Here is a 21751-nt window from a genome sequence, read left to right as displayed (position 1 = left end):
GTTCAGCGGCGGCGCGCGCCCTTCAGTTTCGCCTTCTTGATCAGGTCGCCATATTGGTGCGCCAGCAGGTGCGACTGGATCTGGGTGACGGTGTCCATCGTCACGTTGACCACGATCAGCAGGCTGGTGCCGCCGAGATAGAAGGGGATCGACAGCGCCGACACCAGATACTCGGGGACGACGCAGATGAACGTCAGATAGGCCGCGCCGATCACCGTGATGCGGGTCAGCACATAGTCGAAATAGCTCTCGGTGTTCTTGCCCGGACGGATGCCCGGGATGAAGCCGCCGTAGCGCTTGAGGTTCTCCGCCGTCTCCTCCGGGTTGAACACCACCGCGGTGTAGAAGAAGGAGAAGAAGATGATGCCGGCGGCGTAGAGCGCCATGTACACCGGCGAACCGTGCTGGAGATATTGGTTCAGCCCGATCAGGATGTCGCCGAAGCGGCTCTCGCCCGAAACGCGGTTCCCGGCGAACTGCGTGATTGTCAGCGGCAGCAGCAGCAGCGACGAGGCGAAGATCGGCGGGATCACGCCCGCGGTGTTGATCTTGAGCGGCAGGTGGCTGCGATCAGCCTGCATGCCGCGCTGTGTCTGGCGCTTGGGATATTGGATCAGGATGCGGCGCTGCGCACGCTCCATGAAGCAGATCAGCAGGATCAGCCCCGCGACCACCGCGATGATCAGGATCACCGACACCGGGCTGGTCGAGCCCGACCGCCCGCCCTCGAGCAGGTTGACCAACGTGGTCGGCAGATGCGCGACGATGCCCGCCATGATGATCAGCGAGACGCCGTTGCCGATGCCGCGGCTGGTGATCTGCTCACCCAGCCACATCAGGAACATCGTGCCGCCGATTAGCGAGATCACCGCGCCGATGCGGAACACCATGCCCGGCTCGATCACCGCGCCGCCGGCCTCGAGCCCGCGCGCGATGAAATAGCCCTGCACCGCAGTGAGCGCGACGGTGCCGTAGCGGGTGTATTGGTTGAGCTTCTTGCGCCCCGACTCGCCTTCCTTCTTGATCGCGGCGAGCTGCGGGCTCAGCGAGGTGGCGAGCTGCACCACGATCGAGGCGGTGATGTACGGCATCACGCCCAGCGCGATCAGCGACGCGCGCGACAGCGACCCGCCCGAGAAGGTGTTGAAGAAGTCGAGCACGCCGCCCTTCATCCGCTCGGCGAGCACGCCGAGCTGGGTCGGGTCGATCCCGGGCAGCGGCACGTAGCTCAGCAGCCGGAAGACGATCAGCGCGCCGATCGTGAACCACAGCCTTTTCTTGAGGTCGGTCGCCTGGGCGAATTTCGCGAGGCTGATGCTCTGCGCCATCTGGTCGGCTGCGGATGCCATCGTGTCGGTGTATCCTGGAAACGAAGAACGGCGGGATGCGTTTGTACCGCCCCGCCGCTCATATAGGCGCATCAGGCGCCTTGTCTAACCCGGTCTGACCGGATCACGCGCGGCGCGAGCAGTTCGCCGCGCTGGCCCATCCCCCACCCGTCACCCCGGACTTGATCCGGGGTCCATCGCGCCCCGCGCGACAACAGACGTTGCGGGAGCTGCGGCATGGATCCCGGGTCGAGCCCGGGATGACGGATAGAGTGACGGGAGCGGCTTACGCCTGGGTCTGCGCCTGCTTGCGCGCGGCCTGCGCGGTGCGGTGCTTCGCCTTGTGCTTGTCCGCGGCAGGGACGATCTCGGGCACGGTGACCGAGCCGCCGAGCTTCTCGACCGCCTCGCGCGCCGAGGCCGACACGCCCGCGACGGTGAAGTTGAGCTTGGTGGTCAGCTCGCCCTTGCCGAGCAGACGCACGCCGTCCTTGCCGCCACGCGCCAGGCCGGCCGCCTTGAGCGCGGCGTGATCCAGGTCGGTGCCGGTCAGCTTGCCCGACTCGATCGCCTTCTGGATCTCGCCGAGGTTCACCGTGGCATAGTCCTTGGCGAAGATGTTGTTGAAGCCGCGCTTCGGCAACCGCATGTGGAGCGGCATCTGGCCGCCCTCGAAGCCGGCGATGCTGACGCCCTCGCGGCTCTTCTGACCCTTGACGCCGCGGCCGCCGGTCTTGCCCTTGCCCGAGCCGATACCGCGGCCGACGCGGATCTTGCGGTGACGGGCGCCCTGGTTGTCGCTGAGTTCGTTGAGCTTCATGATATGCACTCGCTTTCGCTTCTGTCGCGCTGAAAACAGGAAGGGGGCCGGTTAGCCCCCTTCCCTCGTCTTGTCACTAGTCCGGTAGCGAAGGCTCAGCCCTCGACCACCTCGACCATGTGCTGCACCTTGCGGATCATGCCGCGCACCTCGGGGCTGTCCTGCAGCTCCGCGACGCGGTGCATCTTGTTCAGGCCCAGGCCGACGAGCGTCGCGCGCTGGTCCTTGGTCCGCCGAATCGGCGAGCCGGTCTGCTTCACCTTGATGGTCGCCATGTCGCTCACTCCACCACTGCCGCGGCATCCGCCTCGGCGGTCGCCGCGTCCGCGCCGTGCGCGCGGCCGAGCAGGTCGGCGATCTTCTTGCCGCGACGCTGCGCCACCGCCTTCGGCGAGGTCTGCGTGTTCAGCGCCTCGAAGGTCGCCCGGATCATGTTGTACGGGTTCGAAGTGCCGACCGACTTGGTCACCACGTCGGCGACGCCGAGGCTCTCGAACACCGCGCGCATCGGACCGCCGGCGATGATGCCGGTGCCCTGCGGCGCCGAGCGCAGCGTCACGCGACCCGCGCCAAAGTGGCCGTTGCCGTCATGGTGCAGCGTGCGGCCTTCCTTGAGCGGCACGCGGACCATCTTCTTCTTGGCCGCGGCGGTCGCCTTGGAGATCGCCTCGGGGACCTCGCGCGCCTTGCCGTGACCGAAACCGACGCGGCCCTTGCCGTCGCCCACCACGACCAGCGCCGCGAAGCCGAAGCGCTTGCCGCCCTTCACCGTCTTCGAGACGCGGTTGATGTGGACGAGCTTCTCGATCAGCTCCTCGCCGCCGTCGTCGTTGTTGCGACGGTCGTCGCGGCGGCCACGGCCACCGTCACGACCACCGCGCCCGCCGCGGTCGTTGCCGCCGCGACCACCGCCGCCGCCACGGCCGCCGCGCGCACCGCGCGACGGGCCATTGTCCTGCGGCGCGGCCTGCGCCGGAGCCGCATTGGCCTCGGCCTCGGGCGCCTGCGTCTGCTGGTTCTCGTCAGCCATGTCTTAGAACTCCAGTCCGGCTTCGCGCGCGGCCTCGGCCAGCGCCTTCACCCGGCCGTGAAAGAGGAAGCCACCGCGGTCGAACACGACCTGCGTGACACCGGCGGCCTTGGCCGCCTCGGCGACGCGCTTGCCCACCTCGGTCGCGGCCGCGACGGTCGCGGTCTTGCCCTCGTGCCCGGCCAGCGTCGACGCCGAGGCCACGGTGTGGCCGTTGGCGTCGTCGATGACCTGGGCGTAGATGTGCTTGCCCGAGCGATGCACCGACAGGCGCGGACGGGTGCCGGCCCGCGCGCGCAGCGCCGTGCGGTTGCGGCGACGCCGCTTGTCGAAAAGCGAAAGACCCTTGGTCACTTCTTCTTCCCTTCCTTACGGAAGATATACTCGCCGTCGTACTTGATGCCCTTGCCCTTGTACGGCTCGGGCTTACGCCAGCGGCGGATCTCGGCGGCCAGCTGGCCGACGCGCTGCTTGTCCGCACCGCTGATCTCGACGGTGGTCGCGTCCGGCGTCTTCACCTCGATGCCCTCGGGCACCTCGATGTTGACGTCGTGGCTGTAGCCGAGCTGCAGGCGCAGGTTGCGGCCCTGCGCCGCGGCGCGGTAGCCGACGCCGGTGATCAGCAGCTTCTTGGTGAAGCCCTCGGTCACGCCGGTGACGAGGTTCTGCACCAGCGTCCGCTGCATGCCCCAGAAGGCGCGCGCGCGCTTGGTGTCGTTGGCCGGCTGCACGCCGATCGAGTCACCCTGCACGTCGTAGCTGATCAGGTCCGACAGCGGCATCGACAGGGTGCCCTTGGGGCCCTTGACCGACAGCTCGTTGCCGTTGCGGGTGGCGGTGACACCCGACGGGATCGGGACCGCCTTCTTGCCGATGCGGCTCATCAGAACACCTCCGCCAGCACTTCGCCGCCGACGTTCTGCTCGCGCGCCTCGGCGTCCGACAGAACGCCCTTCGGCGTCGACACGATGGTGATGCCCAGGCCATTCATCACGCGCGGCAGCTCGGTGGCGCCGGAGTAGATGCGACGGCCCGGCTTCGAGACGCGCGCGACGTGCTTGATCGCGGGCTGGCCCTCGAAATACTTGAGCTCGATGCGGACGCCCTTGGTGGACGCGCCCTTGCCGAGCGCGAGTTCCTCCTCGGAATAGCCGCGGATATAGCCCTCGCGCTGGAGCACGTCGAGCACGCGGACGCGCAGCTTCGACGCGGGCGACAGCACGCTGTCCTTGCGCGCGCGCTGGCCGTTGCGGATGCGGGTGAGCAGGTCACCCAGGGGATCGGTCACTGCCATCGTACGTCCTTACCAGCTCGACTTGGTGAGACCCGGGATCAGGCCCTTGTTGGCCAGATCGCGCAGCATCACACGGGCAAGCCCGAACTTGCGGTAGTAAGCACGCGGACGACCGGTCAGCGCGCAGCGGTTGCGGATCCGCGTCGGATTGGCGTTGCGGGGCAGCTCGGCCATCTTCAGCCGCGCGATGAGACGCTCGGTCTCGTCGAGCGACTGGTCGTTCGCGATTGCCTTCAGCTTCGCCAGCTTGGGCGCATATTGCGCCACCAGCTTCTTGCGACGCTCGTTCTTGTTCACGGAACTCAGTTTCGCCATGGACTTAAGCTCTCTTTATCAGACCAGCGAGACGGTCATGCCGCCTTCTTCGCGTCGGTCGTTTCGTCCTCGATCGGGAACGGGAAGCCGAACAGACGGAGCAGCTCGCGCGCCTCGTCGTCGGTCTTCGCGGTCGTGGTCACGATCACGTCCATGCCGCGCACCTTGTCGATGCGGTCATAGTTGATCTCCGGGAACACGATCTGCTCCTTGATACCGCAGGCATAGTTGCCGCGGCCGTCGAAGCTCTTCGGGTTCAGCCCGCGGAAGTCGCGGACGCGCGGGAGCGCGATGGTGATGAAGCGGTCGAGGAACTCGTACATGCGCTCGCGGCGAAGGGTGACCTTCACGCCGATCGGCATGCCCTCGCGCAGCTTGAACTGCGCGATCGACTTCTTCGCCTTGGTGACGACCGGCTTCTGACCGGCGATCAGCTCCATCTCCGAGGCGGCCTGGTCGACGCGCTTCTTGTCCTGGGTCGCCTCGCCGACGCCCATGTTGAGCACGATCTTGTCGATCCGCGGGATCTCGTTGACGTTCTTGTAGCCGAACTTGTCGGTCATCGCCTTGATGATGCGATCCTCGTAGATCGCCTTCATGCGGGGCTTGTAGGCATCAGCCATCGATCTTCTCCCCGGTCTTCACCGCGACGCGGACCTTCTTGCCGTCCTGCGTCTCGAAGCGGACGCGCGTCGGCTTGCCGTCGGCGGTGACGTGCGCCACCTTCGACACGTGCAGCGGCGCCTCGATCCGCTCGAGCCCGCCCTGCGGATTCGCCTGCGTCGGCTTGCGGTGACGGGTGGCGACGTTGACGCCGCCGACGATCACCTTGCTATCCTTCGGCATCGACTGGGTGACCGTGCCGGTCTTGCCCTTGTCCTTGCCCGAGAGGACGATGACCTGATCGCCCTTCTTGATCTTCGCGGCGGCCATTACAGCACCTCCGGCGCGAGGCTGATGATCTTCATGTGCTTCTTGCCGCGCAGCTCGCGCACGACCGGGCCGAAGATACGGGTGCCGATCGGCTCCTCGTTCTTGTTGACCAGCACCGCGGCATTGCCGTCGAACCGGATCACCGAGCCGTCGGCGCGGCGGATGTCCTTGGCGGTGCGCACGATCACCGCGCGGTGAACGTCGCCCTTCTTCACGCGGCCACGCGGCTGCGCTTCCTTGACGCTGACGACGATGATGTCGCCGACGCCGGCCGTGCGGCGCTTGGACCCGCCAAGCACCTTGATGCACTGCACCCGCTTCGCGCCGCTGTTGTCAGCGACGTCGAGATTGGACTGCATCTGGATCATCGATCCGCTTCCTTCTCGCCTTGGGGTGGATACCGACCCAGCCCCGCCTAAAAAAATGACCCCCGGCAGGCGCATGGCCATACCGAGGGGAGCGGCCGGTTAGCCGCTCCGCGGGCGAAAGGCAAGTGCCCTGCCCCCACGTCTTCCCGCCACGCTCGGCTGGTCTCCGCGGCCAGGCCGCGGACCCTTCCCGAAACGCCGGCGGGCGCGCTCAGCGACGCTTACGCGTCGACGTCGACCCGCTCGGGCGCGACATGCGTGTTCACGCGGTCGACGACCTTCCAGGTCTTCAGCTTGGAGATCGGCGCGGTCTCTTCGATGCGCACGGTCTCGCCCTGCTTATACTCGTTCGCCTCGTCATGGGCGTGGTACTTCTTCGAGCGGCGGATGATCTTGCCGTAGAGCGGGTGCTTCACCTTGCGCTCCACGTTGACGATCACCGTCTTCTCGCCCTTGTCGGAGACGATCACTCCGGTCAGCACGCGCTTCGGCATGTGCGTCGTCCTCTTACTTGGCCGCAGCCGCAGCGGTGCGCTGCGCCTGCAGGGTCTTGATGCGGGCGATGTCCTTGCGGACCTCGCGCACGCGGCTCGGCTTCTCGAGCTGGCTGGTCGCCGCCTGGAAGCGCAGGTTGAACTGCTCGCGCTTCAGGTTGCCCAGGCTCTCGGCGAGCTGGTCGTCGCTCTGGCCGGTGAAGTCAGTGGTATGTGCCATCTTACTCGCCTCCCAGGTGCGAGGTGTCGCCCAGACGCGCCACGACCTTGGTCTTGATCGGCAGCTTCATCGCGGCGCGCTCGAACGCCTCCGCGGCGAGCGGCCCCTCGACGCCGTCGAGCTCGAACAGGATCCGGCCCGGCTTGACGCGCGCCGCCCAGAACTCGGGCGAACCCTTGCCCGAGCCCATGCGGACCTCGGCGGGCTTGCTCGACACCGGCACGTCCGGGAACACGCGGATCCACAGACGCCCCTGGCGCTTGATGTGACGCGTGATCGCGCGGCGGGCCGCCTCGATCTGACGCGCGGTGATACGGTCCGGCTCCATCGCCTTGAGGCCATAGGAGCCGAAGTTCAGCGAGGTGCCGCCCTTGGCGTCGCCGTGGATACGGCCCTTGAACGCCTTGCGGAACTTGGTGCGCTTCGGTTGCAGCATTGCCTTATTCCTTAGCGGCGGTCATCGCGCGCGGGGCGCACGCCGGAGGTCTGGGCCTCCATCATGAGACGATCGGTCGCCATCGGGTCGTGCCCGAGGATCTCGCCCTTGAACACCCACACCTTGACGCCGCAGACGCCATAGGCGGTGTGCGCCTCGGCCTCGGCATAGTCGATGTTGGCGCGCAGCGTGTGCAGCGGCACGCGGCCCTCGCGATAGCTCTCCGAGCGCGCGATCTCGGCGCCGCCGAGACGGCCGCCGCAATAGACCTTGATGCCGTCCGCACCGAGGCGCATCGCCGACTGCACCGCGCGCTTCATCGCGCGACGGAAGGCGATACGACGCTCGAGCTGGTCCGCGATGCCCTGCGCGACGAGCTTGGCGTCGACCTCGGGCTTGCGGATCTCGACGATGTTCAGCGACACGTCCGAGCTGGTCATCGCGCCGAGCGTCTTGCGCAGCTTCTCGATGTCCGAGCCCTTCTTGCCGATGATTACGCCCGGGCGCGCGGCATAGACCGAGATGCGGCACAGCTTGGCCGGACGATCGATCACCACCTTCGAGATCGCCGCCTGCGGCAGCGTCTTGATGATGTACTGGCGGATCTTGAGATCCTCCAGCAGCAGGCGACGGTAGTCGTCACCCTCGGCGTACCAGCGGCTGTCCCAGGTGCGGTTGATCTGCAGGCGCAGACCGATGGGATTGCTCTTGTGACCCATTAGGCTTCTTCCTGCTCGCGCACGACGATCCGCAGCCGCGAGAACGGCTTGAGGATGCGGGTGGACTTGCCGCGGCCGCGCGTGGCGAACCGCTTCATGGTGATCGACTTGCCGACCGACGCCTCGGCGACGACGAGCGCGTCGACGTCGAGGTTGTGGTTGTTCTCGGCGTTGGCGATGGCCGAGGCCAGCACCTTGCGCGCGTCGACCGCCATCGACTTCTTGGAGAAGGCGAGGATGTTCATCGCGTCGGCCGCCGAGCGGCCGCGGATCAGCGCCGCCACCAGGCCCAGCTTCTGCGCCGAGCCGCGGATCTGCGTGCCGACCGAGAGGGCTTCCTTCTCGCCGACCTTGCGGGGGGATGCAGGCTTGCTCATCAGCGCTTGCCCTTCTTGTCAGCCGCGTGGCCCGGGAAGAACCGGGTGGGCGCGAACTCGCCGAGCTTCATGCCGACCATGTCCTCGTTGACCGAGACGGGCACGAACTTGCGGCCGTTGTAGACCGAGAACGTCAGACCGACGAACTGCGGCAGGATGGTGGAGCGGCGCGACCAGGTCTTGATCGGCGCGCGGCCACCGGCGTCCTGCGCGGCCTCGGCCTTCTTGAGCAGGCTCAGTTCGACGAACGGGCCCTTCCAGACAGAGCGAGCCATTACTTCTTCCTCGCGTGGCGGCTACGAATGATCATCTTGTCCGTAGACTTGTTGTGGCGGGTGCGCGCACCCTTGGTCGGCTTGCCCCACGGCGTGACCGGGTGACGGCCGCCCGAGGTCCGGCCCTCACCACCGCCGTGCGGGTGGTCGACCGGGTTCTTGGCCACGCCGCGCGTCAGCGGGCGCTTGCCCATCCAGCGCGAGCGGCCAGCCTTGCCGAGGTTCTGGTTCTGGTTGTCGGGGTTCGACACCGCGCCGATCGTCGCCATGCACTCACCGTGGATGTAGCGCTGCTCACCCGAGTTGAGGCGGACGATGACCATGCCACGGTCGCGGCCGACGACCTGCACGTAGGTGCCGGCCGAGCGCGCGATCTGACCGCCCTTGCCCGGCTTCATCTCCACGTTGTGGACGATGGTGCCGACCGGGATCTGGCCCAGCTCCATGGCATTGCCCGGCTTCACGTCGGTCTTCTTGCCCGCGATCACCTTGTCGCCCGGCGCGAGCCGCTGCGGCGCGATGATATAGGCCAGCTCCTCGTCGGGATACTTGACCAGCGCGATGAAGGCGGTGCGGTTCGGGTCATACTCGAGCCGCTCGACGGTGCCCTCGACGTCCCACTTGCGCCGCTTGAAGTCGACGTAGCGGTAGCGCTGCTTGTGACCGCCGGCGATGCCGCGCGAGGTCACATGGCCCTTGTTGTTGCGGCCGCCGGTCTTGCGCTTGCCCTCGGTCAGCGCCTTGACGGGCTTGCCCTTGTACAGCGACGACTTGTCGACGAGGACGAGGCCGCGCTGCGCCGGCGACGTCGGGTTATAATGCTTGAGTGCCATCTTACTTGGCCCCCTCGGTGACGTCGATCGACTGGCCCTCGCGGAGCGTGACGATCGCCTTCTTGACATCGGAGCGACGGTAGGGCGCACCCTTCCAACGCTTGGTCTTGCCCTTCTGGACGATCGTGTTCACGCCCGTGACGCTGACGCCGAAGAGCGCCTCCACGGCCGCCTTGATCTGGGGCTTGGTCGCCTTGTTGGCGACCTTGAAGACCACCGCGTTCTGCTCGGAGAGCAGAGTCGCCTTCTCGGTGATGTGCGGCGCGACAATCACGTCATAGTGACGGTTGTCGATCGCCTCTGCCGGCTTAGCCATTGAAGCGCGCCTCCAGCTTCTCGACCGCCGCGCGCGTCAGCACCAGCGTGTCTGCCTTGATGATGTCGTAGACGTTCGCGCCGACCGCCGGGAGCAGGTCCACGCCCGGCAGGTTACGACCGGCGCGGAAGCTCTCGCCCGCCTCGCCGTCGATCACCAGCGTGCGCTTGCCCGTGGTGAGCGTCGCGAAGTGGCCCTTGAGCTCCTTCGTCTTCTGCACCTCGAACGCGTCGAGCACGATCAGCGAGCCGGCCTTGGCATGGCTGCTGAGCGCCATCTTGAGACCGAGCGCGCGAATCTTCTTGTTGAGCCCGGGGTTGAAGTCGCGGACGCGGGCGCCGTGTGCCTTACCGCCGCCGATGAACACCGGGGCGCGGCGATCGCCGTGACGCGCCACACCGCCGCCCTTCTGGCGACCGAGCTTCTTGCCCGAGCGGGCGACGTCGGCGCGCTCGCGCGTGCCGCGCGCGGTGGCGCGACGCTTCTCGAGCTGCCAGGTCACGACGCGGTGCAGGATGTCGGCGCGCGGATCGAGGCCGAAAACCTCGTCGTTGAGCTCGATGTCCGCTGCGTCGGTGCCGGCGAAGGAGGAAACCTTGACCTTCACGTTCAGCCCTCCTGGCCGTCGGTCGCGGGAGCATCGGCCGACGTGTCGGCCGGCGTGTCCGCCGCGCTGTTGTTGTTGGCCGCCGACTTGATCGACGCCGGATACGGCGCGCTCTCGTGACGAGCCTGCTTGACCGCGTCCTTGACGAACAGCCAGCCGCCCTTCGAGCCGGGCACCGAGCCCTTCACGAAGATGAGGCCGCGCTCGACGTCGGTGCCGACGATCTCGAGATTCTGCTGGGTGCGGTTCTTGTCACCCATGTGACCCGCCATCTTCTTGTTCTTGAAGACGCGGCCGGGATCCTGGCGGTTACCGGTCGAACCGTGCGAGCGGTGCGACACCGACACGCCGTGCGTCGCGCGCAGACCGCCGAAGTTCCAGCGCTTCATCGCGCCGGCGAAGCCCTTGCCCTGGGTGCGGCCCTGGATGTCGACCAGCTGGCCGGCGACATAATGGTCCGCGGCGAGCTCGGCGCCGACGTCGAGGAGATTCTCCTCGGTCACGCGGAACTCGTGCACCACCGCCTTGGGCTCCACCTCGGCCTTGCCGAAGTGGCCGCGCTGCGGCTTGGCGACGTTCTTGCTCTTGGCGACACCTGCGCCGAGCTGGACGGCGGTGTAGCCGTCACGGTCCTTCTCGCGACGGGCGACGACCTGAAGCGCCTCGATCTGCAGGACGGTGACCGGCACGTGGCGGCCATCGTCCTGGAACAGGCGGGTCATCCCCATTTTCTTCGCGATCACGCCAGTACGCATGATCCCTTGCTCCTTGACAGAGGCACCGCGAGGCCCATCCCCACGGTGCTTGTGACCCGTGCCTAGCGGCGCGGATCGGTCAGCCCGAAATGTGCGAAGCGTGCCCCCGTCCCGGGCTGGGCGCCTCCCCGAGGGGGAGACAGACGGGAGACGCTGACCCGGCCACCCGAGAGCGGCCGGCGGTATCTCATGGTCGTCGGAGCGTCCGGCAGGCGGTGCGCTCGTCCGTCTCGCGCGATACGCCACGAAACGACAAACCCGCGGGACTCACGTCAACCGCGGGAGCCGGCCAATTACGCGAGCTTGATCTCGACGTCAACACCGGCGGCGAGGTCGAGCTTCATCAGCGCGTCCACCGTCTGCGGGGTCGGCTGAACGATGTCGAGCATGCGCTTGTAGGTGCGGACCTCGAACTGCTCGCGCGACTTCTTGTCGATGTGCGGGCCGCGGTTGACCGTGAACTTCTCGATGCGCGTCGGCAGCGGGATGGGGCCACGGATGAGCGCGCCGGTGCGGCGCGCGGTGTCGGCGATGTCGCCGGTCGCCTGATCGAGCACGCGATGATCGAACGCCTTGAGGCGAATGCGGATGTTGCTGTCCATGATCCCTACCAATGCGAAAGAGCGGGGCACTTCCTCCCCCGTCACTCCGGCCGAGACCGAAGCCCTGCTACGCTAGCGCTGACGCTGCCACCACAAGACCCCGGCCGAGACCGGGCTGACGGGACGAGAGCACCTCTTGCTGTTCTCGAACCCAAAGCGAAGGCGCGGCCATAACCGCGCCTCTATAAAAAGGCAACCGCCCGACGCACCGTTCGGCGCATCGGGCGGAACCTTTCGTGTCGGGCCGGCGGACCGGCCCGCTACGGCTTACTTCGAGATGGCGCTCACCACGCCCGCACCCACGGTGCGGCCGCCCTCGCGGATGGTGAAGCGCTGGCCGACGTCCATCGCGATCGGCGCGATCAGCTTGATGCCGAGCGCGACGTTGTCGCCCGGCATGACCATCTCGGTGCCCTCGGGCAGCTCGACGGTGCCGGTCACGTCCGTGGTGCGGAAGTAGAACTGCGGACGGTAGTTGGCGAAGAACGGCGTGTGACGGCCACCCTCGTCCTTCGACAGCACGTACACCTCCGACGAGAAGTCGGTGTGCGGCTTGATCGAGCCCGGCTTGCAGAGCACCTGGCCACGCTCGACCTCGTCGCGGGCGACGCCGCGGATCAGCGCGCCGACGTTGTCGCCGGCCTGACCCTGGTCGAGCAGCTTGCGGAACATCTCGACGCCGGTGACGGTGGTCTTGCGGACCTCCGGGTGGATGCCGACGATCTCGACTTCCTCACCGACCTTGATGATGCCCGTCTCGACGCGGCCGGTCACGACGGTGCCGCGGCCCGAGATCGAGAACACGTCCTCGATCGGCATCATGAACGGCTTGTCGAGCGGACGCTCCGGCTGCGGGATGTACTCGTCGACCGCCTTCATCAGCTCCATGACCGCGTCCGGCCCGAGCTTCTGGTTCGAACCCGACAGCGCGCAGGTGGCCGAACCCTTGATGATCGGAATGTCGTCGCCCGGGAACTCGTACGAGCTGAGCAGCTCGCGGACTTCCAGCTCGACGAGCTCGAGGATCTCCTCGTCGTCGACCAAGTCGACCTTGTTCATGAACACGACCATCGCCGGCACGCCGACCTGGCGCGCGAGCAGGATGTGCTCGCGGGTCTGCGGCATCGGGCCGTCGGTGGCGGACACGACCAGGATCGCGCCGTCCATCTGGGCCGCGCCGGTGATCATGTTCTTGACGTAGTCGGCGTGCCCCGGGCAGTCGACGTGCGCGTAGTGGCGGTTGGCGGTCTCATACTCGACGTGCGCGGTCGAGATGGTGATGCCGCGCTCGCGCTCTTCCGGCGCCTTGTCGATGTTGGCGAAATCGACCGCCGCGTTGCCCGCGACGTTCTCCGCCAGCACCTTGGTGATGGCGGCGGTCAGCGAGGTCTTGCCATGGTCGACGTGACCGATGGTGCCGATGTTCAGGTGCGGCTTGTTCCGCTCAAACTTAGCCTTAGCCATTGTTTCCCTACCTTCTGATTTCCACTGGAGCCGCACTCAGGACTCGCCGTGAAGGCGGCCCCATAGCGGCTCAATTCGCGTTGCGCAAATCCCGGCCGTTTTCCGGCGGGGCCGACGCGCGAGTCAATCGCGCGTCGGACGGGTTCGGCTGGCGCCGACCCGCCGGCCGGCCCTTCGGCGAGGTGGGCCAAGTCGCCTTGGCCCTCCCGCCTCCGGCTTAGGCCAGCTTCGCCTTGACCTCGTCGGCGACGTTCTGCGGCACCTCGTCATAGTGCGAGAACTGCATCGAGTAGCTCGCACGCCCCTGGGTGAACGAACGCAGCGAGTTCACGTAGCCGAACATGTTCGCCAGCGGCACCATCGCGGTCACCGCCTGCGCGTTGCCGCGCGTATCGGTGCCCTGGATCTGGCCGCGACGCGAGTTCATGTCGCCGATCACGTCGCCCAGATAATCCTCCGGGGTGACGACCTCGACCTTCATGACCGGCTCGAGCAACGTGATGCCCGACTTCTGCGCCGCCTCACGCATCGCACCGCGCGCGGTGATCTCGAACGCGAGCGCCGACGAGTCGACGTCGTGGTACGCGCCGTCGTACAGCGTGATCTCGAAGTCGATGATCGGGAAGCCGACCAGCGAGCCGGTCGCCGCGGTCTCGCGGAAGCCCTTCTCGATCGCGGGGATATATTCCTTCGGAATGTTACCGCCCTTGACCTCGTCCTTGAAGATGATGCCCGCGCCGCGCTCGCCCGGCGTCAGCTTCACCTTCACGCGACCGAACTGGCCGGTGCCGCCCGACTGCTTCTTGTGCGTGTAGTCGATGTCGACCGGCTTCTTGAGATACTCGCGATACGCCACCTGCGGCGCGCCGACGTTCGCCTCGACCTTGAACTCGCGCTTCATGCGGTCGACCAGGATCTCGAGGTGGAGCTCGCCCATCCCCTTGATGATGGTCTGACCCGACTCGTGGTCGGTCGAGACGCGGAACGAGGGATCCTCGGCGGCCAGGCGGTTGAGCGCGACGCCCATCTTCTCCTGGTCGGCCTTGGTCTTCGGCTCCACCGACAGCTCGATCACCGGCTCCGGGAACTCCATGCGCTCCAGGATGATCGGGTTGGCCGGGTCGCACAACGTGTCGCCCGTGGTGGTCTCCTTGAGGCCCGCCAGCGCGACGATGTCGCCCGCGCGCGCTTCCTCGATGTCCTCACGCGAGTTCGCGTGCATCAGGAGCATGCGACCGATCTTCTCCTTCTTGTCCTTCACCGAGTTCAGGTAGCTGCCCTTGGTGAGGACGCCCGAGTAGATGCGGGCGAAGGTGAGCGAGCCGACGAACGGGTCGTTCATGATCTTGAACGCCAGCGCCGAGAACGGCGCGGTGTCCGACGAGGGGCGCTCATCCGGAGTCTCCCCATCGAGCTTGACGCCCTTGATCGCCGGCACGTCGAGCGGGCTCGGCAGATAGTCGACCACCGCGTCGAGCAGCGGCTGGACGCCCTTGTTCTTGAACGCCGAGCCGCACACCACCGGCACGAAGGCCATGTTGAGCGTGCCCTTGCGGATCAGCTTCTTGAGCGTGGCCGAGTCGGGCTCGTTGCCCTCGAGATACGCTTCCATCGCGTCGTCGTCCTGCTCCACCGCGAGCTCGATCAGGTCGTTGCGATACTTCGCCGCCTTCTCGACCATGTCGTCCGGGATCGGCTGATACTCGAACTTCGCGCCGAGCGACTCCTCGAGCCAGATGATCGCGCGGTTCTCGACCAGGTCGACGAGGCCCTTGAAGCCGCCCTCGATGCCGATCGGCAGATACAGCACCGCCGGCTTCGCGCCGAGGCGATCGATGATCGACTGGACGCAGAAGTAGAAATCGGCACCGGTGCGGTCGAGCTTGTTGACGAAGCACATGCGCGGCACGCCGTACTTGTCGGCCTGGCGCCACACCGTCTCGGACTGCGGCTCCACGCCGGCGACGCCGTCGAAGCAGGCGACCGCGCCGTCGAGCACGCGCAGCGAACGCTCCACCTCGATGGTGAAGTCGACGTGGCCCGGCGTGTCGATGATGTTGATCAGATGCTCGGGGCCCTTGCCCTCCTCGGCCTTCCACTTGCAGGTGGTGGCCGCCGACGTGATCGTGATCCCGCGCTCCTGCTCCTGCTCCATCCAGTCCATCGTCGCGGTGCCCTCATGGACCTCGCCGATCTTGTAGGACTTGCCGGTGTAATAGAGGATGCGCTCGGTGGTCGTCGTCTTGCCGGCGTCGATATGCGCCATGATGCCGATGTTGCGGTAGAGTTCGAGCGGATGGCTGCGGGCCATGACAGGTGGTCCTTCGGACTAGGGGTCGGACGTGTGACGGTTCGCCCTACGGGGCGAGATATTTGAGGAGCGCCAGGGCGGCACCGAACAGCGCGGCGCCACCGATCAGCCCCTGAGCGAGAAGCAGCCACGGCGACAGCATCCTGTCACGCTCCAGCTTGAAGCGTTCCGCTTCCAGCTTGTACTGCTCGGCGACCAGCTTGTACTGCTCGGCGCTCAGCTTCTCCGCTTCCGCTCGCAGCTTGCGAGCTTCCGCCTCGATCCGCGCCGTATCCCGGTTCAGTTCGTCGACGGAGGGATCGGGTGCAGTCGCCATCTCTCAGCCTCCTGCACCCGATATAGTCGCTTACCAGCGATAATGCGAGAAGGCGCGGTTGGCCTCGGCCATGCGGTGCGTGTCCTCGCGCTTCTTCACCGCGTTGCCGCGGTTGTTCGAGGCGTCGAGCAACTCGCCCGAGAGACGCGCCGACATCGTGTTCTCGCTGCGGCCGCGCGCCGCGGTGATCAGCCAGCGGATCGCCAGCGCCTGCGCGCGCTCGGGACGGACCTCGACCGGCACCTGGTAGGTCGCGCCGCCGACGCGGCGGCTGCGGACCTCGATGCCCGGCTTGATGTTGTTCAGCGCGTCGTGGAACACGCCGATCGGCTCGCGCTTGGCGCGGGTCTCGACGGTGGTGAGCGCCGAATAGACGATGCCCTCGGCGACCGACTTCTTACCGTCGAGCATGACCGAGTTCATGAACTTGGAGAGAACCTCATCCCCGTACACGGGATCAGGCAGGATTTCCCGCTTCTCGGGACGACGACGACGCGCCATGTGAATTTCCTTCTTAGATCAACCGAGCGCCTGCGTTCGCAGCGCTCCAGGGGTCCGAACCATAAGCGCCTGGGGCGGTGGATCCCGGACAAGCTCGCCGAGGCGACCGTTCCGGGATGATCATGCCCCCGGCATGATCACTTCGGCCGCTTCGCACCGTACTTCGAGCGCGACTGGCGGCGGTCCTTGACGCCCTGCGTGTCGAGCACGCCGCGCAGCACGTGGTAGCGCACGCCCGGAAGGTCGCGCACACGGCCGCCGCGGATCAGCACCACCGAGTGCTCCTGCAGGTTGTGGCCCTCGCCCGGAATGTAGCTGATGACCTCGCGCTGGTTGGTCAGGCGGACCTTGGCCACCTTGCGCAGCGCCGAGTTCGGCTTCTTCGGGGTCGTGGTATAGACACGGGTGCAGACGCCGCGCTTCTGCGGGTTCTGCTCCATCGCAGGGACCTTGGACTTGGCCTTCTGCGGCTCGCGGCCCTTGCGGACCAGCTGGTTGATCGTCGGCATGAAGCCTTCACCTTCCTTCAGGTTACTTTGCTGGAGCCCTGACACAGACTTGGAATACGAAAAGGACCGTGCGGCGACCGGTGACGGCAGCCTCAGGCCCTTGATGCATCCAGCAATGTTCAAGCTTGCCGGGCAGGAGTCGCCTTCCACCCGAACGGGGGCGCCTATACGCGCGCTCGATCCGCCGGTCAATCGCCCCGGCCGGCGGCAGCGGCGCTTGCCCCCGCGCCGCTAGCTTATACAAGCGTTAACCTCGTTAATCCTTCGAACGAGGTCGAATGTTGAGCAACTCGGCGCACGCGCCCGGTGGCGCCGCGCGCGATCATCGGCGGTACCTGCTGATGGCGGGGATCGCGCTCGCCTATGTCGCCTGTATCCCGCTCAGCAACGGCGACGTGCGCGAGCATCTGCTCCACTGGACCGCCTATCTGATCGAGCACGGCCGCTTCGCCGCGCTCGGGACCAATTTCTCCGAATATGCGCCGCCCTATCTTTACCTGCTGGCGATGAGCACCTGGCTCGCGCCGTCGATCGGCGAGCTGGCGGTAATCAAGCTGGTGTCGATCGCCGGCACCTTGTTTCTCGCCGGCTGCATGCGCTGGCTGCTCGCTGGCTGCACCGATCCCGCCACCGCGCGGCGCGGCGCGTTGCTCACGCTCTGCCTGCCGACCGTGGTCGCCAACGGGCCGGTATGGGGACAGTGCGACGCGCTCTACACCGGCTGCGCGCTGCTCGCGGTCGGCGCGGTGATGCGGGGCCGGGTCGTGCCCGCGATGCTCGCCGCCGGCGTGGCGGTGGCCTTCAAGCTGCAGGGGGTCTTCGTCGCGCCGCTCATGCTCGCGGTCGTGCTCGCCGCGCGCGGGCGGTGGTGGACCATGATCGTGCCGCCGATCGCTTACGCCGCCATGATGCTTCCCGCCTGGATCGCCGGGCGACCGGTGCGCGATCTGGCACTGCTGTATCTCGCACAGGGCGCCTATTTCCACGATCTGGCGCGCTCGGTGCCCAATATATGGCAGCTGCTGCGCGCGGTCGCGCCGGGCTTTCCTTACGGAGCGGGGGTGGCCATCGGACTCGTGCTCGCCGCGACGGCGGCGGTGCTGATCGCACTGGCGGCGCGGCGCGCGCTCGACGCGCCGCGCCGCGTGCTGTTGGTGGCGCTCGCCGGCGCGGTGCTGCTGCCCTATCTGCTGCCCAAGATGCACGAACGCTATTTCTTCATGGCCGACGTGCTGGCCTTCGCCTATGCGCTGGCGGCGCCGTCGCGCCGCGCGCGCTGGATCGCGACGCTGGTCCAGGTCGCCTCGTTGCTCGCTTACGCCACCTTCCTGGTCCACCTGACCGGGGGCGCCTTCGTCGGCGCGCTGGTGATGACGGGAGCGCTGGTGCTGGTGGTGCGCGAGTTCGCCGCGTCGGTCGCGCCGCTCGGCACCGGGGTGCCCTTCCTCGCGCCGCGCCGACGGGGCGCGCTGGGGGCGTGACCGCTCATTTGAGCGGATCGTGCCCCCAGTTCATCAGCGAGTAGCGCCAGTCGGAATGTTCCTTGTCCTTCGCCGGCCCGCCCTGCGCGAGGTGGCGATGGACGTAGCTGACCACCTTCCTCATGTGCGCATAATCGTCGTCGCTGAGATCGGCCTTCTTGGTGTGCTTGAGCTCGACGATGCGGCGGCCCGAGCGATGCCCGACGCTCTCGCCCGCGCCCTTGCCGTCCTCGCCCTTCCAGCCGACGCGCTTGCTGTCGTCGCTGTCGAGGAAGCGCTCCAGCTCGGCCGGGGCCATGTTGACCGCCTCGTTGAACTCCTTGGCGATCTGATCGTGTTCGTCGTGCCGCTCCGCCATATCGCTCTCCTCGCGCGGTGAAAGCGCGAGCGGAGCGATCGGTTTCACTTCACCTCGACGCCGCCCTTCACCACCGCGACGGGTTGTTCGAGCACGGTGACGTCGCGCAGCGGGTCGCCCTTCACCGCCACCAGGTCGCCGTAGCGCCCCACTGCGATCGCGCCGACGTCGCTCTCGCGCCCGAGCGCGCGCGCCGCGCTGGTGGTGGCGGCGCGGATCGCGTCGAGCGGGGTCATGCCCCATTGTACCATCTTGGCGAACTGTTTGGCGTTGTCACCGTGCGGATAGACGCCCGCGTCGGTGCCGAAGGTCATCGCCACGCCCATGCGGAAGGCGCGCTGGAAGGTCTGGCGCTGCTTGAGCCCGATCGCCTTCTCCTTGTCGAGGCTCTCCTGCTCGGTGCCGTTCTTGGTGCCGGTCGCCAGGATATAATCGTCGTTGTAGATATCCATGTCGAACCAGGTCTTGTGCTCGATCGCGAGCTTCATCGCCTCGTCCGAGGCGAGGCTGACATGCTCGATCGTGTCGATGCCGGCGCGGATCGCGGCCTTGATCCCCTCGTCGCCGTGCGCGTGCGCCGCGACCTTGAGGTGGAGCATGTGCGCCTCGTCCGCGATCGCGCGCATCTCCTCCTCGCTGAGCTGCTGCCCGCCGACCGAATCACCCAGCGAGAAGACCCCGCCGGTCGCGCAGATCTTGATCACCTCGGCGCCATATTTGTGGAGCCAGCGTATCTTGGCACGCGCCTCCGCGGGCGAGTTGACGACGGAGGGGAGCTGCTTGTCCCACGAGGGCGGCAGCGCATTGTCGTCGCAATGTCCCCCGGTCGCGCCGATGGCATAGCCGGCGGGGACGATCCGCGGCCCCGTCAGCCAGCCGCCGTCGATCGCTTCCTTGAGCCCGACGTCCTGGAACCCCGCGGCGCCGACATTGCGCACCGTGGTGAAGCCCGCGCGCAGCGTCTTGGCGGCATTGGCGACGCCCACCGCGCCCCAGAAGCTGTCGGTGTATTTGAGCGTCTGATAGCCGCCGATCTCCGCCAGGCTGGTGAGATGGACGTGCATGTCGATCAGACCCGGCACCAGCGTGACGTCGCCCAGATCGATCCGCCGCGCGTCGGCGGGGATCGCGGGCCGGCTCGCCCCGCCCGCCGCGACCGCGGCGATCCGCCCGTCGGTGACGACGATCACGGGATCGGCGACGAGCGCGCCCTTGTCGACGTCGAGCATCCGTGCCGCGGTCACCACCACCGTCTCCGCGCTCGCGGGCGTGGTGCAGGCGAGCGCGGCGAAGGCCACGGCGGCGCGCGGCAGCATGGTCAGTCGCATCGAATGTTTCCCCTTGTTTCCGGCACGATGGCCGAGAAGTCGCGGGGAGGGAAGAGCGCGGCCGGGCGTTCAGTCGCGCAGCCGCTCGCTGAGAAAGGCGATCAGCGCCTCGACGCGCGCGGGGCGCAGCGCGCTCGGCGGGGTGAGCAGGTGGAGCCCGATCGGCGCGGGCGCCCAGTCCGGCATGATCTCGACCACGCGCCCCGCCGCGATCCCGGCCCCGACGATGAAACCCGGCAACCGCGCGATCCCCAGCCCCGCCTCGAGCGTGGGGACCAGCGCGTCGCCGCTGTTCGCCGCGAGCGGCCCCTGCGCCTTGACCGACACCTCGCCGCCGTCGCGCGCGCGGAAGCGCCACGGGCCGCTGATATTGGTATAGCTCAGCAGGCGATGGTCGGCGAGCTGCGACGGGTGCGTCGGAGTGCCGTGCGCCGCGAGATAGGCGGGTGCCGCGACCAGATGCGCGGTGATCGTGCACAGCCGGCGCGCGCGCAGCGAACTGTCGGGCAGGTCCGCGATGCGCAGCGCGACGTCGAACCCTTCCGCGACGATGTCGACGCGCGAGTCGGCGAGGTGCAGCTCGATCTCGATCCCCGGATGCGCCGCGAGGAAGTCCGCCACCACGGGTGCGACATGCTTCAAGCCGAAGCTCATCGGCGCCGCCAGCCGGACACGCCCCGTCGGCGCCGCGGCGCCGTCGCGTGCGGCCTCCTCGGCCGCCTGCGCCTCCGCGACGATGCGCGCGGCGTGATCGGCGAGCGGGCGCCCCGCCTCGGTCAGCGCGAGCCGGCGCGAGGTGCGATGGAACAGAGACAGCTGCAGCTGCGCTTCCAGTCGCGACACGCCCTTGGAGACCGTCGCCTTGCTCAGCCCGATCGCCTGCGCCGCCGCGCTGAAGGAGCGATGTTCCGCCACCGCGGCGAAGATCGCCCAGGCTTCGAGATCGGGGAGCCGCATCGCACCGGGCGTAATGGCCGAAACGATCCGTTTCAATCGTGTCGATTTCGCGGTGCGGTGCGCCATCCTAGATTGATCGGGACCGACACGTGCCTCCCGCCCCTCACCCATCCAGCATCAGGAGCCAGCTTTCATGACCAAGGTCCTCGTTCTCTATTACTCCTCCTACGGCCATATCGAGCAGATGGCGGACGCGGTCGCCGAGGGCGCACGCGCGGGCGGCGCCGAGGTCGACATCCGCCGCGTCGCCGAGACCGCTCCTGCCGAGGTGATCGCCGCGGCCGGCTTCAAGACCGACACCGCGCATCCGCAGATCGAGGGACCCGACGCGCTCACCGGCTATGACGCGATCATCGTCGGCGCGCCGACGCGCTACGGCCGGATGCCGAGCCAGATGGCGGCCTTCTGGGACACCACCGGCGGCGTGTGGATGAAGGGCGCGCTGATCGGCAAGGTCGGCGGCGCCTTCACCTCGACCGCGAGCCAGCACGGCGGACAGGAAACGACGCTCTTCTCGATCATCACCAACCTGCTTCACCACGGCATGACGATCGTGGGGCTGGACTATGGCTATCAGGGCCAGATGGGCGTCAAGGAAGTGCACGGCGGCACGCCCTACGGCGCCTCGACGCTGGCCGACGGCGACGGCAGCCGCCAGCCGAGCCAGGTCGATCTCGACGGCGCGCGCTATCAGGGCAAGCGCATCGCCGAGACCGCGGCCAAGCTGAAGGGCTGAGCGCCGGGCAGATCCGGTTCCTTCTCCGGTGATCGTCATCCCGGCCTTGAGCCGGGATCCATCGTCCC

The 21751-nt window shown here is 67.5% G+C and carries 32 protein-coding genes; 2 read left to right on the top strand and 30 right to left on the bottom strand.

Annotation, left to right across the window (positions count from 1 at the left end; translation table 11 throughout):
- Positions 1–2: 2 nt before the first annotated feature.
- From secY to rpsL, 27 genes are all read right to left on the bottom strand, one after another.
- Positions 3–1349 carry a preprotein translocase subunit SecY gene (gene secY / locus EV292_RS10525; RefSeq protein WP_132909153.1) on the bottom strand — a complete coding sequence of 449 codons (1347 nt, stop codon included), beginning with the start codon at positions 1347–1349 and terminating at the stop codon, positions 3–5.
- 265 nt (positions 1350–1614) lie between these two features.
- Positions 1615–2148 (bottom strand): 50S ribosomal protein L15, encoded by a 534-nt coding sequence (gene rplO, locus EV292_RS10520; RefSeq protein ID WP_132909152.1) that lies wholly within the window; start codon positions 2146–2148, stop codon positions 1615–1617.
- 95 nt (positions 2149–2243) lie between these two features.
- Positions 2244–2423 (bottom strand): 50S ribosomal protein L30, encoded by a 180-nt coding sequence (rpmD, locus tag EV292_RS10515; protein ID WP_132909151.1) that lies wholly within the window; start codon positions 2421–2423, stop codon positions 2244–2246.
- A 5-nt stretch (positions 2424–2428) separates the two neighbouring features.
- Positions 2429–3178 carry a 30S ribosomal protein S5 gene (rpsE, locus tag EV292_RS10510; RefSeq protein WP_132909150.1) on the bottom strand — a complete coding sequence of 250 codons (750 nt, stop codon included), beginning with the start codon at positions 3176–3178 and terminating at the stop codon, positions 2429–2431.
- A gap of 3 nt (positions 3179–3181) precedes the next feature.
- Positions 3182–3532, bottom strand: coding sequence for a 50S ribosomal protein L18 (gene rplR, locus EV292_RS10505; RefSeq protein WP_132909149.1), 351 nt, complete (start codon positions 3530–3532; stop codon positions 3182–3184).
- Positions 3529–4062: a 50S ribosomal protein L6 gene (rplF, locus tag EV292_RS10500; protein ID WP_132909148.1), complete on the bottom strand. Its 534-nt coding sequence runs from the start codon at positions 4060–4062 to the stop codon at positions 3529–3531. The genes rplR and rplF overlap by 4 nt, the downstream gene beginning before the upstream one ends.
- On the bottom strand, positions 4062–4472 hold the full coding sequence (gene rpsH / locus EV292_RS10495; RefSeq protein ID WP_132909147.1) for a 30S ribosomal protein S8: 411 nt from the start codon (positions 4470–4472) through the stop codon (positions 4062–4064). The genes rplF and rpsH overlap by 1 nt, the downstream gene beginning before the upstream one ends.
- 9 nt (positions 4473–4481) lie before the next feature.
- Positions 4482–4787 carry a 30S ribosomal protein S14 gene (gene rpsN / locus EV292_RS10490; RefSeq protein ID WP_132909146.1) on the bottom strand — a complete coding sequence of 102 codons (306 nt, stop codon included), beginning with the start codon at positions 4785–4787 and terminating at the stop codon, positions 4482–4484.
- A 35-nt stretch (positions 4788–4822) separates the two neighbouring features.
- A complete protein-coding gene (gene rplE / locus EV292_RS10485) occupies positions 4823–5410 on the bottom strand; it encodes a 50S ribosomal protein L5 (protein WP_132909145.1) in 588 nt (195 codons plus the stop codon).
- Positions 5403–5720, bottom strand: a complete 318-nt coding sequence (gene rplX, locus EV292_RS10480) for a 50S ribosomal protein L24 (protein ID WP_132909144.1) — start codon at positions 5718–5720, stop codon at positions 5403–5405. The genes rplE and rplX overlap by 8 nt, the downstream gene beginning before the upstream one ends.
- Entirely contained in the window at positions 5720–6088 is a 369-nt protein-coding gene (gene rplN, locus EV292_RS10475; protein ID WP_022687056.1) for a 50S ribosomal protein L14, read from the bottom strand. The genes rplX and rplN overlap by 1 nt, the downstream gene beginning before the upstream one ends.
- Before the next feature lie 221 nt (positions 6089–6309).
- Entirely contained in the window at positions 6310–6582 is a 273-nt protein-coding gene (gene rpsQ / locus EV292_RS10470) for a 30S ribosomal protein S17 (RefSeq protein ID WP_132909143.1), read from the bottom strand.
- Between the two features lie 13 nt (positions 6583–6595).
- On the bottom strand, positions 6596–6802 hold the full coding sequence (gene rpmC, locus EV292_RS10465; protein ID WP_132909142.1) for a 50S ribosomal protein L29: 207 nt from the start codon (positions 6800–6802) through the stop codon (positions 6596–6598).
- A gap of 1 nt (position 6803) precedes the next feature.
- The gene (gene rplP, locus EV292_RS10460) at positions 6804–7238 is read right to left on the bottom strand and encodes a 50S ribosomal protein L16 (RefSeq protein ID WP_022687059.1); all 435 of its coding nucleotides are present in this window, start codon (positions 7236–7238) and stop codon (positions 6804–6806) included.
- Between the two features lie 11 nt (positions 7239–7249).
- Positions 7250–7957, bottom strand: coding sequence for a 30S ribosomal protein S3 (gene rpsC, locus EV292_RS10455; RefSeq protein ID WP_132909141.1), 708 nt, complete (start codon positions 7955–7957; stop codon positions 7250–7252).
- Positions 7957–8334, bottom strand: a complete 378-nt coding sequence (rplV, locus tag EV292_RS10450; RefSeq protein ID WP_132909140.1) for a 50S ribosomal protein L22 — start codon at positions 8332–8334, stop codon at positions 7957–7959. The genes rpsC and rplV overlap by 1 nt, the downstream gene beginning before the upstream one ends.
- A complete protein-coding gene (gene rpsS / locus EV292_RS10445) occupies positions 8334–8609 on the bottom strand; it encodes a 30S ribosomal protein S19 (RefSeq protein WP_132909139.1) in 276 nt (91 codons plus the stop codon). The genes rplV and rpsS overlap by 1 nt, the downstream gene beginning before the upstream one ends.
- Positions 8609–9442: a 50S ribosomal protein L2 gene (gene rplB / locus EV292_RS10440; RefSeq protein ID WP_132909138.1), complete on the bottom strand. Its 834-nt coding sequence runs from the start codon at positions 9440–9442 to the stop codon at positions 8609–8611. Before rplB ends, rpsS begins: the two co-directional genes overlap by 1 nt.
- Before the next feature lies 1 nt (position 9443).
- Positions 9444–9758: a 50S ribosomal protein L23 gene (locus EV292_RS10435; protein WP_132909137.1), complete on the bottom strand. Its 315-nt coding sequence runs from the start codon at positions 9756–9758 to the stop codon at positions 9444–9446.
- Entirely contained in the window at positions 9751–10365 is a 615-nt protein-coding gene (gene rplD, locus EV292_RS10430) for a 50S ribosomal protein L4 (RefSeq protein WP_132909136.1), read from the bottom strand. Before rplD ends, EV292_RS10435 begins: the two co-directional genes overlap by 8 nt.
- Positions 10366–10367: 2 nt before the next feature.
- Positions 10368–11120 carry a 50S ribosomal protein L3 gene (gene rplC, locus EV292_RS10425; RefSeq protein WP_132909135.1) on the bottom strand — a complete coding sequence of 251 codons (753 nt, stop codon included), beginning with the start codon at positions 11118–11120 and terminating at the stop codon, positions 10368–10370.
- Positions 11121–11413: 293 nt separating this feature from the next.
- On the bottom strand, positions 11414–11722 hold the full coding sequence (rpsJ, locus tag EV292_RS10420; protein WP_007406109.1) for a 30S ribosomal protein S10: 309 nt from the start codon (positions 11720–11722) through the stop codon (positions 11414–11416).
- A gap of 267 nt (positions 11723–11989) precedes the next feature.
- Positions 11990–13186 carry an elongation factor Tu gene (gene tuf / locus EV292_RS10415; protein ID WP_132909134.1) on the bottom strand — a complete coding sequence of 399 codons (1197 nt, stop codon included), beginning with the start codon at positions 13184–13186 and terminating at the stop codon, positions 11990–11992.
- 217 nt (positions 13187–13403) lie between these two features.
- Positions 13404–15497: an elongation factor G gene (fusA, locus tag EV292_RS10410; RefSeq protein ID WP_132909133.1), complete on the bottom strand. Its 2094-nt coding sequence runs from the start codon at positions 15495–15497 to the stop codon at positions 13404–13406.
- 46 nt (positions 15498–15543) lie between these two features.
- A complete protein-coding gene (locus EV292_RS10405; RefSeq protein ID WP_207913398.1) occupies positions 15544–15813 on the bottom strand; it encodes a hypothetical protein in 270 nt (89 codons plus the stop codon).
- Positions 15814–15843: 30 nt separating this feature from the next.
- Complete coding sequence (gene rpsG, locus EV292_RS10400; RefSeq protein ID WP_132909132.1) at positions 15844–16314, bottom strand: 30S ribosomal protein S7; 471 nt, start codon at positions 16312–16314, stop codon at positions 15844–15846.
- Between the two features lie 137 nt (positions 16315–16451).
- The gene (gene rpsL, locus EV292_RS10395) at positions 16452–16823 is read right to left on the bottom strand and encodes a 30S ribosomal protein S12 (protein WP_029936467.1); all 372 of its coding nucleotides are present in this window, start codon (positions 16821–16823) and stop codon (positions 16452–16454) included.
- Between the two features lie 278 nt (positions 16824–17101).
- Here rpsL and EV292_RS10390 point away from each other — a divergent pair, with 278 nt between their 5' ends.
- Positions 17102–18304, top strand: coding sequence for a hypothetical protein (locus EV292_RS10390; RefSeq protein ID WP_132909131.1), 1203 nt, complete (start codon positions 17102–17104; stop codon positions 18302–18304).
- A 4-nt stretch (positions 18305–18308) separates the two neighbouring features.
- Here the strand turns inward: EV292_RS10390 and EV292_RS10385 are convergent, their stop codons facing one another.
- From EV292_RS10385 to EV292_RS10375, 3 genes are all read right to left on the bottom strand, one after another.
- Positions 18309–18662, bottom strand: coding sequence for a DUF3140 domain-containing protein (locus EV292_RS10385; protein ID WP_132909130.1), 354 nt, complete (start codon positions 18660–18662; stop codon positions 18309–18311).
- Positions 18663–18706: 44 nt separating this feature from the next.
- Positions 18707–19990: an amidohydrolase family protein gene (locus EV292_RS10380; protein WP_132909129.1), complete on the bottom strand. Its 1284-nt coding sequence runs from the start codon at positions 19988–19990 to the stop codon at positions 18707–18709.
- Between the two features lie 69 nt (positions 19991–20059).
- Positions 20060–20947 (bottom strand): LysR family transcriptional regulator, encoded by an 888-nt coding sequence (locus EV292_RS10375; RefSeq protein ID WP_132909128.1) that lies wholly within the window; start codon positions 20945–20947, stop codon positions 20060–20062.
- 133 nt (positions 20948–21080) lie between these two features.
- On the opposite strand from EV292_RS10375, the gene wrbA reads away from it, so the two are divergent.
- Entirely contained in the window at positions 21081–21683 is a 603-nt protein-coding gene (gene wrbA, locus EV292_RS10370; RefSeq protein ID WP_132909127.1) for an NAD(P)H:quinone oxidoreductase, read from the top strand.
- Positions 21684–21751: the final 68 nt, after the last annotated feature.

Source organism: Sphingomonas sp. BK235 (genome assembly GCF_004345855.1).
Taxonomy (GTDB): Bacteria; Pseudomonadota; Alphaproteobacteria; order Sphingomonadales; family Sphingomonadaceae; genus Sphingomonas.
The sequence above is the reverse complement of the archived record's forward strand: the minus strand, read 5'-3'. Positions and strand labels throughout refer to the sequence as shown.

Excerpts from the sequence above, each read along its gene's own strand:
- fusA (WP_132909133.1), bottom strand. The coding sequence starts at position 15,497 with ATGGCCCGCAGCCATCCGCTCGAACTCTACCGCAACATCGGCATCATG.
- secY (WP_132909153.1), bottom strand. The coding sequence starts at position 1,349 with ATGGCATCCGCAGCCGACCAGATGGCGCAGAGCATCAGCCTCGCGAAA.
- EV292_RS10375 (WP_132909128.1), bottom strand. The coding sequence starts at position 20,947 with ATGCGGCTCCCCGATCTCGAAGCCTGGGCGATCTTCGCCGCGGTGGCG.
- rplO (WP_132909152.1), bottom strand. The coding sequence starts at position 2,148 with ATGAAGCTCAACGAACTCAGCGACAACCAGGGCGCCCGTCACCGCAAG.
- rpsN (WP_132909146.1), bottom strand. The coding sequence starts at position 4,787 with ATGGCGAAACTGAGTTCCGTGAACAAGAACGAGCGTCGCAAGAAGCTG.
- rpsQ (WP_132909143.1), bottom strand. The coding sequence starts at position 6,582 with ATGCCGAAGCGCGTGCTGACCGGAGTGATCGTCTCCGACAAGGGCGAG.
- wrbA (WP_132909127.1), top strand. The coding sequence starts at position 21,081 with ATGACCAAGGTCCTCGTTCTCTATTACTCCTCCTACGGCCATATCGAG.
- EV292_RS10380 (WP_132909129.1), bottom strand. The coding sequence starts at position 19,990 with ATGCGACTGACCATGCTGCCGCGCGCCGCCGTGGCCTTCGCCGCGCTC.
- EV292_RS10385 (WP_132909130.1), bottom strand. The coding sequence starts at position 18,662 with ATGGCGGAGCGGCACGACGAACACGATCAGATCGCCAAGGAGTTCAAC.
- rplE (WP_132909145.1), bottom strand. The coding sequence starts at position 5,410 with ATGGCTGATGCCTACAAGCCCCGCATGAAGGCGATCTACGAGGATCGC.
- EV292_RS10435 (WP_132909137.1), bottom strand. The coding sequence starts at position 9,758 with ATGGCTAAGCCGGCAGAGGCGATCGACAACCGTCACTATGACGTGATT.
- rplF (WP_132909148.1), bottom strand. The coding sequence starts at position 4,062 with ATGAGCCGCATCGGCAAGAAGGCGGTCCCGATCCCGTCGGGTGTCACC.
- rplN (WP_022687056.1), bottom strand. The coding sequence starts at position 6,088 with ATGATCCAGATGCAGTCCAATCTCGACGTCGCTGACAACAGCGGCGCG.
- rplB (WP_132909138.1), bottom strand. The coding sequence starts at position 9,442 with ATGGCACTCAAGCATTATAACCCGACGTCGCCGGCGCAGCGCGGCCTC.
- rpsE (WP_132909150.1), bottom strand. The coding sequence starts at position 3,178 with ATGGCTGACGAGAACCAGCAGACGCAGGCGCCCGAGGCCGAGGCCAAT.
- rpsJ (WP_007406109.1), bottom strand. The coding sequence starts at position 11,722 with ATGGACAGCAACATCCGCATTCGCCTCAAGGCGTTCGATCATCGCGTG.
- rplC (WP_132909135.1), bottom strand. The coding sequence starts at position 11,120 with ATGCGTACTGGCGTGATCGCGAAGAAAATGGGGATGACCCGCCTGTTC.
- rplX (WP_132909144.1), bottom strand. The coding sequence starts at position 5,720 with ATGGCCGCCGCGAAGATCAAGAAGGGCGATCAGGTCATCGTCCTCTCG.
- rpsG (WP_132909132.1), bottom strand. The coding sequence starts at position 16,314 with ATGGCGCGTCGTCGTCGTCCCGAGAAGCGGGAAATCCTGCCTGATCCC.
- rpsS (WP_132909139.1), bottom strand. The coding sequence starts at position 8,609 with ATGGCTCGCTCTGTCTGGAAGGGCCCGTTCGTCGAACTGAGCCTGCTC.
- rpsC (WP_132909141.1), bottom strand. The coding sequence starts at position 7,957 with ATGGGTCACAAGAGCAATCCCATCGGTCTGCGCCTGCAGATCAACCGC.
- EV292_RS10390 (WP_132909131.1), top strand. The coding sequence starts at position 17,102 with ATGTTGAGCAACTCGGCGCACGCGCCCGGTGGCGCCGCGCGCGATCAT.
- rplV (WP_132909140.1), bottom strand. The coding sequence starts at position 8,334 with ATGAGCAAGCCTGCATCCCCCCGCAAGGTCGGCGAGAAGGAAGCCCTC.
- rpmD (WP_132909151.1), bottom strand. The coding sequence starts at position 2,423 with ATGGCGACCATCAAGGTGAAGCAGACCGGCTCGCCGATTCGGCGGACC.
- rpmC (WP_132909142.1), bottom strand. The coding sequence starts at position 6,802 with ATGGCACATACCACTGACTTCACCGGCCAGAGCGACGACCAGCTCGCC.
- tuf (WP_132909134.1), bottom strand. The coding sequence starts at position 13,186 with ATGGCTAAGGCTAAGTTTGAGCGGAACAAGCCGCACCTGAACATCGGC.
- rpsL (WP_029936467.1), bottom strand. The coding sequence starts at position 16,823 with ATGCCGACGATCAACCAGCTGGTCCGCAAGGGCCGCGAGCCGCAGAAG.
- rpsH (WP_132909147.1), bottom strand. The coding sequence starts at position 4,472 with ATGGCAGTGACCGATCCCCTGGGTGACCTGCTCACCCGCATCCGCAAC.
- rplP (WP_022687059.1), bottom strand. The coding sequence starts at position 7,238 with ATGCTGCAACCGAAGCGCACCAAGTTCCGCAAGGCGTTCAAGGGCCGT.
- EV292_RS10405 (WP_207913398.1), bottom strand. The coding sequence starts at position 15,813 with ATGGCGACTGCACCCGATCCCTCCGTCGACGAACTGAACCGGGATACG.